Origin of the sequence: Exobacillus caeni, from assembly GCF_005747095.1 — a bacterium.
Classification (GTDB): domain Bacteria; phylum Bacillota; class Bacilli; order Bacillales; family Guptibacillaceae; genus Exobacillus; species Exobacillus caeni.
In genome coordinates this window covers 140,680-155,667 of sequence record NZ_SWLG01000003.1, presented here as the reverse complement: position 1 = coordinate 155,667, position 14,988 = coordinate 140,680, and the positions used below count along the sequence as shown (strand labels likewise).

The following is a 14,988-nucleotide window of genomic DNA, read 5'->3' as shown; positions in this document are numbered from 1 at the left end:
TTCTCTCAATAGTAGTTATTGAGGATATATGTAAATATAATAAATCGACTTTCCATCTTCTTAATAATCCTTTCCACCCATTACTAAAGTCATATTTTGTCTAGTTTTATCGAATCTATTTACTTTTTACTGAATTTTGCCATAATTTAACTATAATTACAATTTGGAGGTAAAAGCCCTAGTGTACACCAATCGAATGGAAGACTTAATCCTACTAGTAAAAGAAATTGAAAGCAAACGTCAGGAAATGACGAATTTTGTCCTCAGAAATGGCCTACATTGTTCTACAACTGTTAAGTGCAGCCAGGAACTCGATGTACTTCTGAATCAGTATGAACAACTTCAACAAGGAAAAAGCAGATAATCCTCACAAGACTTATACATAAAACCTTTTCATCCTCTCACTCCTTAGGTTAATCCTCGAATGAAGTCTAAAAATCAAAAGTAAAAAAACCTACTTCTTAGTATTCTCCATAACATTTACTCATTTTATTTCCCATGGTTCATATCCATCTTAGTTCTACTCACAAAGATTTATATACACAAAATTTCAGGGGTCTGACCCTCGCAAATTTGTGAATAACTTTTCAACCTATGATCACTCGTTAGTTTCGTGCAAAAAAGCTTGCGAGATAAATCGCAAGCTTTTAGCCGTGAGTGTTATTTGATTACTATTGTTGATGTGTTATAGCTTTTGTTATTGCTATCAGGATTATAACGATTCTCTACATTTCCTGCAGCATCCATCGAGAACCAGTTAATTGTTGTGGTTTTATCGACTAATAGAGTGCCTGCGCCTTCACGAACGTCTTTGATCTGGATCTTTGAAGATTCGAATGTTGGCCTTGAGCCGTCCAGGGTATAATAAATTGTTGCAGGTTCGCTGCTTTCAAATGCCATCTCGATCGGTTGCTTGTACTGGCCTTTGTCAGGAGTTAACTTTGATTTTGGCGGCTTTTTGTCTTTAGCATACTGATGTGCTACATCCAGCATACCGATTAGCCCGTTTGAAAATTCCAGTGCTTCTTGATGGCCTTCCTTAAATTCCGGCTGAAACCCAACCGATTCCCATTCTCCTGTTTCGGCATTCCAGATATCTGCTCCGACTTCAAAGTCCCAGGCATAGATGCCGTAGTTATACCATAACTCGTCCGCAGAGTTGCCGGCTGCTGAATACAATACATCAGGTACCGGACCAGTTCGGCTCGGAAGGATCACCGTTCCCCGGTGCTCTTTGATTTTATCCAGAATCACATCTGAAGCCTGCCAGAAGTATGCTTCTTCACCTGCAGTTGGGCGAGGGAGCGTTTCACGGGTTTCTGGTTTGTATGCTCCGGGAGGCCACATGAAATATCCTCCATAGCTATGGATATTCATCGCAAACTTAATGTTCGGATTGTTGTCAGCCAGCCAGACGATGTTTTTGGCTTCTGGTTCTGACGTTTCTTCTGGACCTGCAAATCCGAAGCTCGTACAGTTTAAAGAAGCACCTGTGTATCCATCAAAAACTGATCCAACGGAGTGGTTTCGGTTAAGGTCTACACCCCATAAATTTCGAAAATCCGGACTGGAATACACAGTATCCGCACAATAATTCGTCATGTTCTTACGCTGCCAATTATAATCATACATGCTGTAGTTATTTCCATCAGGGTTAACCGTTGGAATGATGAAAATATCCAGATTATCGACCAGCTTTTTAGTTTCGCTGTCATGGGCATAGTTTCTAAGAAGGCGTTCAGCTGTTTCGATACCAACCAGTGGAGTGACCCACTCTCTGGCATGTTCCTGGGAATAAGCCAGAACGCCCAGTCGAGAACCATCACGGTGCTTTCCAATTCGGATCGCTTTAACTGTAAAAGGGTCCCTTGAAATGCTATCGGGCGCGCTTAGAAAATCCGTTAGCTGTGCTAAGCCTACCGGTGATACAACGGCAGTTCCAGCGTTCCCTCTGTAGGTTGTTGCTTTTACTAGATCGCGAGCTTCTTTATTTAATGCATTCACTACTTGTGCCGCAGTACTTGTCACATTTCCCTCTTGGTCTGTTGCTAATTGGACCGTTATGTTATTTTCAGAAACTTTAACAGCCAGATCTCCATTAGCCTGTTCAGGCGCTGTTAATTTAATTGCTATCTCGTTGCCTCCTTCCGATCCATAGGCATTAGAAGTGATCACAACTCTAGAGGCTTCTTCATCTCCCAGAATAGTCTGGGCATGCCTTCTATATCCGTTTGTTTTGTTCGGCATCTCTACGATTTCTGCCAGTTCAGGAAATTCGTTCGCAAGAGATTCAATTCGTTCTGTAATTTCAGCGGCATCCATGTAATGATCGACAAAATCACTTACATAGTGTGGGCTCTGCTTGTCCGGCTTGCCATCTCCTACCCACTCCGTAACTTGAGCTATTTGAGATCCGCCCAGATTACTTTCTATTTTTAGTTGACGCGGGACCTTTTCAATTGGAATTAATAGACTGTGGTAAAGGTATTGGCCCATGTCATCCTGGCGCTGCAATGTCGCTTCTCCACCTGCACCAAGTTCTGTCCCTTTTCCACTGTCCCATTTAGCAGTTAAAGCCACATTAGCAGTGAGTCCGGCACTGGTTTTCGCTTCAACATACAAGAAGGTTCCAGAATAGTTCGTAAAGTAGTTAGCTCTTAAAATACTTACTTCATCCTGTTCAGCAGTGACTTTCGCAACTGCTTCAGCTTTGGTGCGGCTTTCGTTCATTCGCCTTTCAAGATCTTTTTTTGTATAAATTGTTTTAACGTCTAGCCCTTTTAATCTTAATCCCGCAAGCTCTGAAGGAGTAACAATAGCATGGACTTCATAACCTCCATCATGCTCCTGAACATGTTCTGCAAGGTCAATACCAGTTGCTACAAGCCTATCTAATTCTGTACGATCGGGCACAAAAAGCTTGACTAACTCTGTCTTTTCTTCTGATGCTATGTATTTATTCTCAGATGTAGCTCTTGCAGTCGTGGAGTCAAAGAAAGGCGTTGCTACCAATAATGCGGATAAGCCAATCAAAACGGATGACGCAAACGGCTTTTTCAATTTCATCCTTTTACCGACACCTCCTGATAAAATTCCCCTGATACATTCAGAACTCTACCTCCCCTCACTTTTTTTCGGGGCTCGAAATAAGCTTAAAATAAAGCTACTAAAAATGTTGTCTACTGATAGCGAGGCAGAATTCTCAATTTCGACACAGTTCAGGAAAAAAGAATCAGGAGAATGGTCAGGATATGAAGAGTTTTAATATAACGAAGCAGTATTACACTAACGAAAAATGTCAACGATTGCCGGGATGCATCGCAACTTTGTGAGATAAGTAGGGTAGCACTTGCTGTGAATTATCCACATTTTCATAGGGGTCAGACCCCTCCACGAACTGTTGATAATTTTCTGTTGAGGGGTCTGGGAAAAAGGAAAGAATGTGATCAGTGCGGACGAAATAGTTGGGGAAGCTTTTTCGGTAGGCCCAGAAGCTGCTCCAGGGGTAATCCTCAGGCTTATGGACAATCTGGGCTTCAATCGGATTTCTATGAATATACCTACTGACATCGATCTCATATTTTACATCATTAAGGAGTTCTGCCCCGTATCGCCCCTGGAAAACATGTCCCATAGAGCCATGTTTTTTGTTAAAGTACGTCGCATACCTGGAATTCACTGTTTTCATCGTCTTGCTCAAACTAATATCAATCGTTTCAATCTGGAGATGAACATGGTTTGTCATTAAGCAATAACTGTGTAAATAAAAAGGTTCTTTATCCTGCGTGTCCATCAGGATAGCGAGGTACTTGCGAAAATCTACATCATCAAGAAAAAGTGGCATCTGTCTGTTCCCGCGGGAATAAACGTGGTATTTTGCACCCGGAAACCAGGTACGAGGTTTTCTTGCCATAAAAGGCTCCTTTCGGGGTCTGACCCCATAAAATTTATGGATAACTAAAAAGAGGAGCAATAAAAGAGAAGTCGACAAAATTGATAGAAAGATCGTTGGTAAAATGGGCTTAAAACAGAATAGGATTAAGTGTGTTAATGAGCAGGAAGGTGTCAGCAATAAAGCGGAATGGTTGTACGGTAATTCGAAGTATTCGGTGAAAATCAAAGTGCTTGTTAGAAGTAAAAAATTGAAGCTAATTTAAATTTACCATAAAATCCCACAAAGGCAATAGCCTGCAGAAAATTTCTGCAGGCTATTTTGCCTTGGGGTCTGACCCCGCATATTTTGTGGATAACCTTTTCATGGCTTCAGGGAAGTGGTCGTTGGTTTGCTTTAGTGTTTCTGTGGCTTCTTCGATGGAGATCTGGAAGGTGATCATCAGGATGGCTGCCCGGGCATCGCCCTTTGCTTTGTCGCTGTATTCCCTGGCTGTTTCCTGACTGACACCGGTTACTTCCTGGATGATCCTCACGACACGGTCGCGGAGTTTTTCATTTGTTGCCTGGACGTTTACCATCAGGTTTCCGTAAACTTTTCCTAGTTTGATCATCACCGTTGTCGAAATCATGTTGAGGACCATTTTTTGGGCTGTTCCCGCCTTCAAACGAGTTGAGCCTGTGACGACTTCAGGGCCAACCATCACTTCGATCGGATATTGGACGATCTCGCTTAGCCGTGCACCAGGGTTGCAGGATACGCCTACAGTAAGAGCGCCAAGCTGGTTCGCTTTTTGAATCGCGCCAAGAACATACGGAGTCCTCCCGCTCGAAGCAATACCTACGACAGCATCCTTCTCTGTTACAACTGCCTCCACATCTTTATTGCCACCTTCTTCGCTGTCTTCTGCATTTTCGATCGCGGTTTTGATCGCCTTTTCGCCGCCAGCGATAATTCCATTAACGAGACCGGGATCAACGCCGAATGTTGGCGGGCATTCAGAAGCATCGAGGATGCCTAGCCGTCCGCTCGTTCCAGCTCCAATATAATATAGCTTACCTCCGTTTCTCATCACTTCGACGATCCGTTCCGTCGCAGCCTCGATTTGCGGGAGGCTTCTTTCAACAGAGTAGGCAACTGTTTTATCTTCTTTATTCATTATTTCAATGATTTCTCTTACCGAAAACGTATCCAGTTTCTCAGACTCTTTGTTGCGTTGTTCTGTCACCATGCTTTGATTTTGTTTCATAACTGTCCTCCCTGGTCACGTACTTTCCTATCCAAGAGCTCATGTTCTTTCCATGTATTGATAATCTGCTCTTTTTGTTCTTTTTCTATTGTTATCCCATCCTGATTCATGGCCAAAACATATGCCCCGACGACAGGAGGTACCTCTGGTATGGTCGCCTCTATTTTTCGAAGCTTTTTCCTTAACCTTTTTAAAAAGGTTTCTCGGAAAAACTCGGATGAAAACATACCACCGCTCAGCACAATCGGAAGACTTTTATCATCGGTTGTTTTTGATGCCAGAACTTCAGCCATTTCCACTAGATCTTCTACTGCTTCTTCTAAAATCTGGATCGCTATTGTATCCTTATCCTCAACCGCTTTCAGTACTATTTTAGAAAGCCCCGCAACAACCTTACGCATTTCGTTACTTTCATAAATCGCTGTCACGAGCTGCGGGGCATCTTTCAGTGCCAATGCAGTTAAGATTTTTTCAGTCAAAACTGTTTCGGGCCCACGGCCATCGTAAGCTCTCAAAACTGCAGTCAACGCTTTCCTTCCGATATCAAACCCGCTTCCTTCATCTCCCATTACATAGCCCCAACCGCCAACGCGAAGCTTTTTTCCAGTGGATGGAGCCAAACAATAAGCGATCGATCCTGTGCCGGAAATCAAAACACTTCCTGCTTCCCCCCATGTTCCAGCTGCCAGGGCTGAGAAAGCATCGTTTTGGACAACAACCTGTGCATTTTTTCTCACTTTATCCTTAAAAGAAGCGATGATCCTTGATTTATCCTCAGGACGGTCTCCGCCTGCAAGTGAAAAATATAAACAGTACACTTCTTCATACTTTTTATGGGAAGCATGTAAAACTCGCTCTATAAGCTCATGAAGCACAAGCTTTACTTCCTCCCAGGATTTTGATTTCATGTTGCTAGATTTCCCGACAGCGTAGGCTAAAATCTTCCCCGTACCATCGCCAAGCACACAGGTAGTTTTCGTACCGCCGCCATCGAGTCCGATGTATAAACCGTTATTTAACTGCACCTGCCGTCAACCCTTCCATAAACTGTTTCGATGCAATGAAGAACAGGACGATCATCGGAAGAGAAGACAGGGTCAAGCCCGCAAAAAGCGCACCCCAGTCAGCGGAATACTCGCCGAACAATGAGAGCATACCGACCGGAATCGTCTTTTTCACTTCTTCTGTTATAAAGATGAGCGGGAAGAAGAAATCGTTCCATGATTGGATGAAGTTGATGATCATCACCGTTCCTAATGCCGGGCGCATGATCGGCAGCAGCACATGCCAGAAAATTCGAATGTCAGTCGCACCATCGATTCTAGCAGCCTCCTCAAGCTCTTTGGGCATCGTTCGGAAAAACCCCGTCAAGATCAGGACAGACAACGGAATCCCTGTGGCCGTGTAGATGAATACAAGCGACCAGAGCGAATTGATCAAGCCGAGGTCCTTCATCAGCATGAACAACGGCACGATTCCTAGCTTGATCGGAATCATCATACCCAGCAAAAAGAAGAAAAATAACAGGTTGTTCCACCAGAACGTGTACCTTGCAATATAAAAGGAAGCAAGCGAACCGAACAACAGGATGAAAATGACCGAGATTACGCTGACGAACACACTGTTCCAGAAAAAAGTGAAGAAGGGAATCTGATCGAGCAGCTTCTGATATGTTTCAAGACTGAAAGACGTTGGAAACGACAACGGATTTTTAAAGATTTCTGCATTCGTTTTAAAAGATGAAAAAATCATCAACACGATCGGGTATAAACTGATAGAAGCGAACGCAAACGCAATGACATAATAAAACGACCTTGCTGCAGGATTTTGTTTCATTTTTCTCTTCTCCTCCTTCCTACATCTCAACTTCGCGCTTACGCAGCACGAGTAGGAATAGTGCTGATATCGATGCGATGATAAAGAACAGGACAACTGCAAGCGCAGATCCTAAGCCGATCGCAACCGAGTCTGCCCCGCCTGAACCGCCGAACGCCAATCGGTAAAAGTAAACAGCGAGCGTGTCGGTCGAATAATAAGGTTCACCCATTGATCCTTCCATCGCATAAACGAGTTCAAACGCTTCGAACGCATGGATAAAGGTCAAAACAGTCATGATCGTAATCGATGGAACCATCAACGGCAGAATAATTTTCCGAATCAGTTTTGGACCGGTTGCGCCGTCAAGCCTTGCCGCTTCGATCAAATCACCAGGAATCCCCTGCAGTCCAGCTAAGAAAATCAAGACAGCAAAACCGAGGCCAAACCAGGAGTTAACAAGAATGATCGAGATTAAAGCAGTATCAGGATCACCCAACCATGGTTTCGCCCAGCTTTCCAGGCCAATCTTATTTAAGAAGACATTCAACGCCCCGAAGTTAGGGTTTAAAATCAGCTTCCATAAAAAACCTACAATGATTACGGACAATAAACGCGGCAAAAAATAAGCGACTTTAAAGAACTCTGCAAAGCGAATCTTTTTGTAAATAACATAAGCCAGCATAAACGCGATTCCGTTTTGCACGACCATCTCGAGAAGAAAGTACCAGATGTTGTTTTGGAACGCATTCCAGAACATGCTATTGAAAGGTTCGGTCGTAAAAAGAGAAATAAAGTTCTCGATGCCGATAAAAGCTCCCCGTTTGATTCCTTGCCAGTCATAAAGGCTGTATGAAAATGCTGCAAACAATGGATAGATGATAAAAAGTATGTAAATAGCGAGGGCAGGGATCGGAAAAAGATGGATGACCCACTTTTTCCAATCCTTTTTTTGCTTTGATTTTGTCTGAATATTAACCTTTGATTCCAGCTCCATTTTACCTCGCCACCTTTAAGGATTAGTTATTTTTGAAACGGCTCATAATACGTTTCCGCATTTTCCTGAAGCTTTTTCGCAACTTCTTCAGGTTTGACTTTACCTAGATACATACCCTGAAGCTCCGTTTCAAGCGTTGCTTTTGTTGTCGGATTTCCTTCGTTGAAGTGAACAAGCATCAAGTAAGGGGTTGAATATTGGTTAGAAGCTTCTGCCATCGCTGTCACCAGCTCGTCACCTGTTTCGACTCCAGGAACCGCAGGGATACGGCTGAGTTCACTTGCGAATAATTTCGCGAATTTTTCAGTAGTCATAAATTCAAGGAATTTCTTTGCTTCTTCTTTATGCTCTGAGTTCACGTTCAATCCGTAAGATCCGTCTACCCACGTTGTCATTGTCGGCTCTTTTCCTACTGCAGAAGGCATCGGGAAGAAACCAAAGTCAAGATCTGGATTCATTTCACGAAGCACTTCGATTTCCCAGCTTCCTAACGGGAACATCGCTGCCTGCTCTGTAAAGAACAAGGTACGGATATCTTCCATTCCAAGGCCTTCATAGTTATCAGGGAAGTACTTTTTCAATTCATCCATCGCTTTAATAGAAGAAACGAATTCGTCACTCGTAAAATTCTTTTCACCCGCTGTGATCTGGTCAACAAATTCGTTCGCTCCGTAATGTGCCGGACCAACGATAGAGTGGCCAAGAGACAACAGCCAGCCTTCTTTTGTTCCAAGCGCAATCGGTGTCACACCTTCTTTTTTAAGCTTCTCATTGATCTCAATGAACTCATCCCATGTTTTAGGTTCTTTCAAGCCATGCTCTTCAAATATTTTTTTGTTGTAGAACATTTGCGCGGAGTTTAAAGAAAGCGGCACTCCGTAAATTTTGTCTTCTGACTTAGCTGCTGCAATAACATCATCTGCAAAAACGTCGATGCCGTTCAAATCGTCAAGAGGCTCTAAGTAACCTGCTTTTGCAAGCTCCATTCCTGGAGCATAAGGACGAAGCTGAATGATATCAGGGCCTTCTCCGCTTTGAAGCGCTGTGTTAAGAATGGTGTTGTACTCTGTGTTTTTGGACGGTTTGAATTCAACGTTAATGTCCGGGTATTCTTCGTTAAAAGCTTTGATAATCTTTTCATACGCTGCTTTGTCTTCTGTTCTCCAGCTCCCCATCGTCAGTGTAACTTTGTCTCCACCGCTGTCACTTCCGTTGTCACCTTCATTGCCGGAAGCATTCGAATTCGTTTCCGAGCTGCTACATCCAGCAAGAACAAGAGATAAAACCATCACTACCCCAAGAAACAAACCTAGCATTCGTTTCATGTTTAGAACCCCTCCTAATAATTAAAAATTATATAGTTACTCCCCGAAAAGTGAGGAATAAATACCAGTATGCAATTGTCTCCGCAAATCTTTGATCGGCGTGTTTCTACCGTAATGAACTGCGTTGGTTAAAAAGATAACACTCAAATCTTTTTCAGGATCGATCCACATGCTTGTTCCGGTAAAACCTGTGTGGCCGAAGCTGCCCGAAGACCATTTTTCTCCGCAGCTCGGCGGTTCGCCATTGCCGCTCCAGACCTCAAAGCCGTATCCCCGGTTGTCCTGGTGATGTGTGCGGCTTTCCACCATTAAGTCTTTAGGAAGGATCGATTGTTTTTCCGGGTAAAGCCACCAGTTGGCGTACTTGGTTAAATCATCTGCTGTTGAAAACAAGCCCGCGCTTCCTGCCGCCCCGCCTAAATGGTAGGTTTTTTCGTCATGAACACTGCCGTGGACAAACTTTCCGTCCACCTTTTCGGTTGGTGTGATACGCGCCTTTAATTTTTCCGACGGATTGAACATGGTATCTTCCATCTTCAAAGGCTTGAAAATATTCTGGCTGGCAAAAGACGATAGTGATTCACCATAGACAACTTCAATCAGTTTTCCAAGCAAGATCATTCCGAGGTCACTGTAGACAGTTACTTTTCCCGTTTGATCGGTGAGCGGCTGCTGATAGATTTCCTGCAGCACATCTCGTGTTTCATTCCGTTTCTTATATGGCAGCTTTGCCGCGAGCCCTGAATTATGTAATAGCAAGTTTTTGATGGTGATGTTTCGATGGTGAAAAGCTGGCAGGTAAGCTGCTATTGGATCGGTGAGATTAATCTGTTTACCAGCTACCAGTAATAACACAGATGGCAAAGTCGAAACTACCTTTGTGAGTGAAGCAACATCAAATATGGTAGAAGTTTCGATAGATCGGTAGGATCCCTCATTATCGGTATAGCCTCCGAAAGCTTTTTGAAGGACTATTTTTTTGCCGACCGAGATGTTGATTACCGCCCCTGGAATCTTCTTTTCATCCACCCACTGCTGTATCATGTGCTCAACCATCTTGCTTCGAGATCCTTACTGCTTTTCTAGTACGTTCTAACGCATCGACCGCTTCGTCATAATGCTTGCTGGTCATGCCGATGTAAAGGATATCGATAACGTTAAGCTGTGAAATCCTGGAGCTCATCGCCCCGCTTCGGATGCTTTTTTCAAGCGAGCTTGTAAAAAGGTTGATGTCTGCAAGTTTCGAAACAGGATTCGCGCCAAACTTTGTGAGCGAGATAATCTTTGCTCCCCGTTCTTTAGCGATTTCCAGTGAATGGATCACATCCTTCGTCTGTCCGGAGTACGAGATGCCGAATGCCACATCATCTTCAGTAAGGTTGGCACTGATGGTTCCCTGTGTGTCAAAGTCGAAGGCAGCCTCACACCAGCGGTTTGTCCTTTGCATTTTCTGTTTGAAATCCTGGGCGATGACAGCAGATGCCCCGATGCCATAGACGGCAATCTTTCTTGCATCGCTTAACACTTCAACTGCTTTTTCAACCTCTTCAGCAGATAAAACACTGAGCGTGTCGTTGATCGATTGGATGTTATTATGGGAAACCGATGCAATCATCGAAGAAATGGAACCGTTCGTCTTGATTTCCTGATATGTATTGCTGTTATTAGTAACCTGTGCAAGGTCACCTGCAATCCGCAGCTTAAGATCTTGAAAGCCTTTACAATTTAAAGATCGAGAAAGCCGAATCACCGTTGCTTCGCTGACCTTTGTTTGCTTTGCAAGCTTCTGGATCGACAGGTTCACCACTTCTTCCGGATGCACAAGAATATATTCCGCTACCTTCCGTTCCGAAGGCTTCAAAGATGGCATCGATTCCTGGATACTAATTAATCCGCCTTTTAACATAGACAAATCTCCTAACCTGATTTTCCGCCAAATTATTTTCGAAACTTTCTAACTTCTTTATACATAGCTTATAAAATATTATTACAAAAGTAAACAGGTTTTTAGGAAATTTTATTACTAACAAAACTTGAGGGGTCTGACCCCTCAAGTTTTGTGGATAACTTTTTCTTCAGATTTTTTTCTTCTACAGTCCTTTAAGCACTGTGATCTGATCGCGCAGTTTAGTAGATTAAATACTGTTCACGAACGTCCATGAATTGATCAAGATCATCCTGCCATTGGGCTTTGATTTCTTCGACTGATTTTCCTTCTTCGATTGCATCGCGAATCCAGCCATTACCTACCAGCAAATCAAAGAATGATACTCCTGCACTGTTTTCAGCGCGGAATTCGAAGTCTTCCGGGTACATATCATGGATTGTTTTTACAATGTATAGCCCTGTTTCAACTGCATTGTAATCTTCTTTATCCGTAACATGGATTTGAATTCCATGCGTTAATTTACCTGCATGCTTGGAGAACGTCGGTGTGAACGAAGCTGCTCTAAATTTAACGCCAGGCAAGTCCAGTGAATTTAATTCCGCTGCAAGATCAGTGCTGTTAATAAACGGCGCACCGATAAATTCAAACGGTCTTGTCGTTCCTCTTCCTTCCGATACATTTGTTCCTTCAATCAATGCAGCCCCAGGGTATACTAATGCTGTATCTTCTGTAGGCATGTTAGGGGAAGGAGGAACAAATTCCAATCCTGTGTCCTCATAGAACATATCGCGCTTCCAGTGTTTCATTTCCACAACAGTCAGGTCTGCGCCAATATTAAACTCGTTGTTGAACAGCTTTGCAAGTTCCCCAACTGTCATTCCATGGCGAAGCGGGATCGGGTACATTCCAACAAATGAAGAATAATCTGGATCGAGAACCGGGCCTTCTACATCTACACCACTGATCGGGTTCGGACGGTCAAGTACGATGAAAGGAATATCATTTTCAGCTGCTGCTTCCATCGCATATGCCATCGTATAAATGTACGTATAGAAGCGGGTACCAACATCCTGGATATCAAACAGTAGAACATCTACGTTCTCAAGCATTTCAGGAGTCGGCTTTTTCGTAGAACCGTATAAACTGTATACCGGAAGACCGGTTTCTTCATCGATATAAGATTCAACATATCCGCCTGCCTGAGCACTTCCACGGACGCCATGTTCCGGTCCATAAAGAGCCGTTAGCTCCACATCAGGATCGTTGTAAAGCAAATCTACAATACTATTAAGATCCTGGTCGACGCCAGTTGGGTTTGTAATTAAACCAACTCTTTTTCCTTCGATAAGTTCTTTCTGGTCATTTAGCAAAACTTCGACACCAAGCTCAAGCTTCTTCGCCTGCTTCTTATGGCCAAGATGCCTTCCATTATCAGCAAGCGCAACCGTTAACGAGGACAACACAAGGACAGCAGTTAGTATCGTGACAAGCCACTTCTTCACAAAATCCCTCCTGATTTATATTGTTGTTTTTTAACACCGAGGATTGCTTGGACAGTATATACGGCATTTCGAATCAATAAAATAACAGGGCCTTTTTTATAAAAAAACCGGCAGGAACTATAGCTTTATCTATTGCATAAGGGGGGGACGATAGACAAACCCTTTCCTGCCGGGCAAAAACCATATCAGTAAGTTAAACCAAATCCATAATCGTACAGAACACCGTTATCAAGATTCGGAATAGTAACAGGAAGTTTACCGGTCGGTGCATTTTCACCAAAGATCGTAGCAGCGGTTGCTTCGAAGCTCGCTGTTCTAAATCCGTATTGCGCAATGTAAGCATCAACATTCGGATAAGCCATGATGTCGTAAGGGTTGCGAATTCCAACTCCGATTACTGGCGCATCAGTTGCTTCGATGATCTTGTTGACCATCTGCATTTGCGGATGTTCAGGAGAGCGTGTCCAAACACTGTAACTGTATGTTCCTATAATCACTTTGTCCGCATCCTTAATTAGTTGGAGCTGGTCATCGGTTAAGTTATAGTCATCGGAATCAATGACAGTCGTGTTGACATGATGTGCTTTTACAGCATCACCAAGGCTTGAAATGTAAGAGTTACCTACAACCACCACACTATCCTCTTCATTAACATTCAAAGGCAACGCACTTTCATTCTTTAATAGCGTGATCGACTTGTTCGCTGCTTCTTGCTCGACTTGCTTATGCTCTTCAGATCCAACGACCTTTACTGCATTCGCGATTTTTTCATCGATCGGCTGAGGATTTTCTGCTTTGATAATTCCACGTTTTACTTTTAATGTTAGAATCCGTTCAACGGAAGCATTCAAGCGCTCGTCGGTGATTTCTCCACTTTCGACTGCGTCATAAATGCCGTTTGCAACTTTTTCAAGCCCTACAGGCATTAACGCGATATCGGTACCTGCTTTTACAGCACGAATCGCCGCATCGACTGGCCCAAAGTGTTCAGCAATTGCATTCATGTTTAATGCATCTGTGATAATAACGCCGTCGAAGCCCATTTCTTCACGCATCAATCCGGTTAATACTTTGTGAGAAAGAGTCGCCGGAATTGCAATCTCTGTTCCATCTTTTTTCGAAATAGCTTTAGAATCATCGATTTTCGGGAAGGTTACGTGCGCTGTCATCACAGCATCGATTCCAGCTTCCATCGCTTTTTGGAAAGGATATAGTTCAACTGCTTTTAAGCGTTCTTTGTCATGTGGTACTTCAGGCAATCCCAGGTGGGAGTCTACTGCAGTATCACCGTGGCCCGGAAAGTGCTTTGCTGTCGCCGCTACACCAGTACTTTGCAATCCTTTTGTATAAGCTACGCCCATTTCAGCTACAAGCTCCGGATTACTTCCAAATGAACGAACACCGATCACCGGGTTATCAGGATTGATGTTTACGTCCAGTACTGGTGCAAGGTTCATGTTGATTCCAAGCGCTGAAAGCTCTTCCCCAATTACTCGCCCAACGTTTTGGGAAATCTCTTCAGAACGGGTCGCACCGAGCGCCATGTTTCCTGGCATGTCTGTTCCTGACTGGAGACGTGTTACGATTCCGCCTTCCTGGTCGATCGTTAGCAACAATCCATATTTTTCAGCCGCTGCTTGATAGTCAGAAACAAGCTTAGCAGTCTGCTCAGTCGTTACCACATTTTCACGGAACAGGATAACCCCGCCAAGATGATACTCTTTAACAAGCTGTTCAATTTCAGGAAGCATCTTTGTTACATCTTTACCGTTCCATTTACGGAAGTCCGGCATTAGCATCTGTCCGACTTTTTCTTCCATCGTCATGTGGGAGATCGCGTTTTCGATAATGTCATAGCGATCACCTTCTTCTTTGACGAGCGAAGCTACGAATTCAGGCTTTCCTTTTTTGCCTTTTTCGTTAGATCCCGGTTTGTAGTCAAAAGCCATTTTGTCTTTAAACTCCCCATCGGTTACAGTGATGAATGTTCTGCCGGGATGTCCCAGAAATGTTACTGTTCCGTCCTCATCGACAGAGGCAACATTTTTGTTTGAAGACTTCCATTCGAGATTTTCCTCAGTCAGCAAAAACTGTCCTTCATTGTAAATGTGAAGTGCATCAAGCTGTACCTGTTCACCTTTCACTTTGGTGTTAACCTCAGGAACATTTTGAAGGATGACAAGATCACTGACTTCTTCATTCCCTGCTGCCTTTGCCTGTTTTGCTGGAGTGCCTGCGAGCATCTGCGCAAGAATTAACGTAAATGCAAGCATCGAAAGAAGTAACGTCTTTTGAAGCTTTTTCATTTCAAGTCCCTCCA

12 protein-coding genes are annotated in these 14,988 nt (G+C 43.5%); 1 reads left to right on the top strand and 11 read right to left on the bottom strand.

The window, feature by feature from the left end; translation table 11 throughout:
* Positions 1–196 precede the first annotated feature (196 nt).
* Entirely contained in the window at positions 197–364 is a 168-nt protein-coding gene (locus tag FCL54_RS24560) for an aspartyl-phosphate phosphatase Spo0E family protein (RefSeq protein ID WP_138123997.1), read from the top strand.
* A gap of 296 nt (positions 365–660) precedes the next feature.
* Here FCL54_RS24560 and FCL54_RS04870 read toward each other — a convergent pair whose 3' ends face one another.
* From FCL54_RS04870 to FCL54_RS04820, 11 genes are all read right to left on the bottom strand, one after another.
* Complete coding sequence (locus tag FCL54_RS04870; RefSeq protein WP_138123790.1) at positions 661–3,066, bottom strand: M14 family metallopeptidase; 2,406 nt, start codon at positions 3,064–3,066, stop codon at positions 661–663.
* Positions 3,067–3,298: 232 nt separating this feature from the next.
* The gene (locus FCL54_RS04865) at positions 3,299–3,913 is read right to left on the bottom strand and encodes a transposase (protein ID WP_246055138.1); all 615 of its coding nucleotides are present in this window, start codon (positions 3,911–3,913) and stop codon (positions 3,299–3,301) included.
* 295 nt (positions 3,914–4,208) lie between these two features.
* On the bottom strand, positions 4,209–5,141 hold the full coding sequence (gene murQ / locus FCL54_RS04860; protein WP_138123788.1) for an N-acetylmuramic acid 6-phosphate etherase: 933 nt from the start codon (positions 5,139–5,141) through the stop codon (positions 4,209–4,211).
* Positions 5,138–6,166 (bottom strand): N-acetylglucosamine kinase, encoded by a 1,029-nt coding sequence (locus FCL54_RS04855; protein WP_138123786.1) that lies wholly within the window; start codon positions 6,164–6,166, stop codon positions 5,138–5,140. Before FCL54_RS04855 ends, murQ begins: the two co-directional genes overlap by 4 nt.
* Positions 6,153–6,977 (bottom strand): carbohydrate ABC transporter permease, encoded by an 825-nt coding sequence (locus FCL54_RS04850; RefSeq protein ID WP_138123784.1) that lies wholly within the window; start codon positions 6,975–6,977, stop codon positions 6,153–6,155. Before FCL54_RS04850 ends, FCL54_RS04855 begins: the two co-directional genes overlap by 14 nt.
* 19 nt (positions 6,978–6,996) lie before the next feature.
* Positions 6,997–7,953 (bottom strand): carbohydrate ABC transporter permease, encoded by a 957-nt coding sequence (locus tag FCL54_RS04845; RefSeq protein WP_138123782.1) that lies wholly within the window; start codon positions 7,951–7,953, stop codon positions 6,997–6,999.
* 26 nt (positions 7,954–7,979) lie between these two features.
* Positions 7,980–9,278, bottom strand: coding sequence for an ABC transporter substrate-binding protein (locus FCL54_RS04840; RefSeq protein WP_138123780.1), 1,299 nt, complete (start codon positions 9,276–9,278; stop codon positions 7,980–7,982).
* 36 nt (positions 9,279–9,314) lie between these two features.
* Positions 9,315–10,322, bottom strand: a complete 1,008-nt coding sequence (locus tag FCL54_RS04835) for a serine hydrolase domain-containing protein (RefSeq protein WP_246055137.1) — start codon at positions 10,320–10,322, stop codon at positions 9,315–9,317.
* Between the two features lie 4 nt (positions 10,323–10,326).
* A complete protein-coding gene (locus tag FCL54_RS04830; RefSeq protein WP_138123776.1) occupies positions 10,327–11,184 on the bottom strand; it encodes a MurR/RpiR family transcriptional regulator in 858 nt (285 codons plus the stop codon).
* A gap of 221 nt (positions 11,185–11,405) precedes the next feature.
* Entirely contained in the window at positions 11,406–12,668 is a 1,263-nt protein-coding gene (locus tag FCL54_RS04825) for an exo-beta-N-acetylmuramidase NamZ family protein (RefSeq protein WP_138123774.1), read from the bottom strand.
* A gap of 185 nt (positions 12,669–12,853) precedes the next feature.
* The gene (locus tag FCL54_RS04820) at positions 12,854–14,974 is read right to left on the bottom strand and encodes a glycoside hydrolase family 3 protein (RefSeq protein WP_138123772.1); all 2,121 of its coding nucleotides are present in this window, start codon (positions 14,972–14,974) and stop codon (positions 12,854–12,856) included.
* Positions 14,975–14,988: the final 14 nt, after the last annotated feature.

Bases quoted from the DNA above. Each gene is read 5' to 3' on its own strand.
- FCL54_RS24560 (WP_138123997.1), top strand. From the start codon at position 197: ATGGAAGACTTAATCCTACTAGTAAAAGAAATTGAAAGCAAACGTCAG.
- FCL54_RS04870 (WP_138123790.1), bottom strand. From the start codon at position 3,066: ATGAAATTGAAAAAGCCGTTTGCGTCATCCGTTTTGATTGGCTTATCC.
- FCL54_RS04865 (WP_246055138.1), bottom strand. From the start codon at position 3,913: ATGGCAAGAAAACCTCGTACCTGGTTTCCGGGTGCAAAATACCACGTT.
- murQ (WP_138123788.1), bottom strand. From the start codon at position 5,141: ATGAAACAAAATCAAAGCATGGTGACAGAACAACGCAACAAAGAGTCT.
- FCL54_RS04850 (WP_138123784.1), bottom strand. From the start codon at position 6,977: ATGAAACAAAATCCTGCAGCAAGGTCGTTTTATTATGTCATTGCGTTT.
- FCL54_RS04845 (WP_138123782.1), bottom strand. From the start codon at position 7,953: ATGGAGCTGGAATCAAAGGTTAATATTCAGACAAAATCAAAGCAAAAA.
- FCL54_RS04840 (WP_138123780.1), bottom strand. From the start codon at position 9,278: ATGAAACGAATGCTAGGTTTGTTTCTTGGGGTAGTGATGGTTTTATCT.
- FCL54_RS04835 (WP_246055137.1), bottom strand. From the start codon at position 10,322: ATGATACAGCAGTGGGTGGATGAAAAGAAGATTCCAGGGGCGGTAATC.
- FCL54_RS04830 (WP_138123776.1), bottom strand. From the start codon at position 11,184: ATGTTAAAAGGCGGATTAATTAGTATCCAGGAATCGATGCCATCTTTG.
- FCL54_RS04820 (WP_138123772.1), bottom strand. From the start codon at position 14,974: ATGAAAAAGCTTCAAAAGACGTTACTTCTTTCGATGCTTGCATTTACG.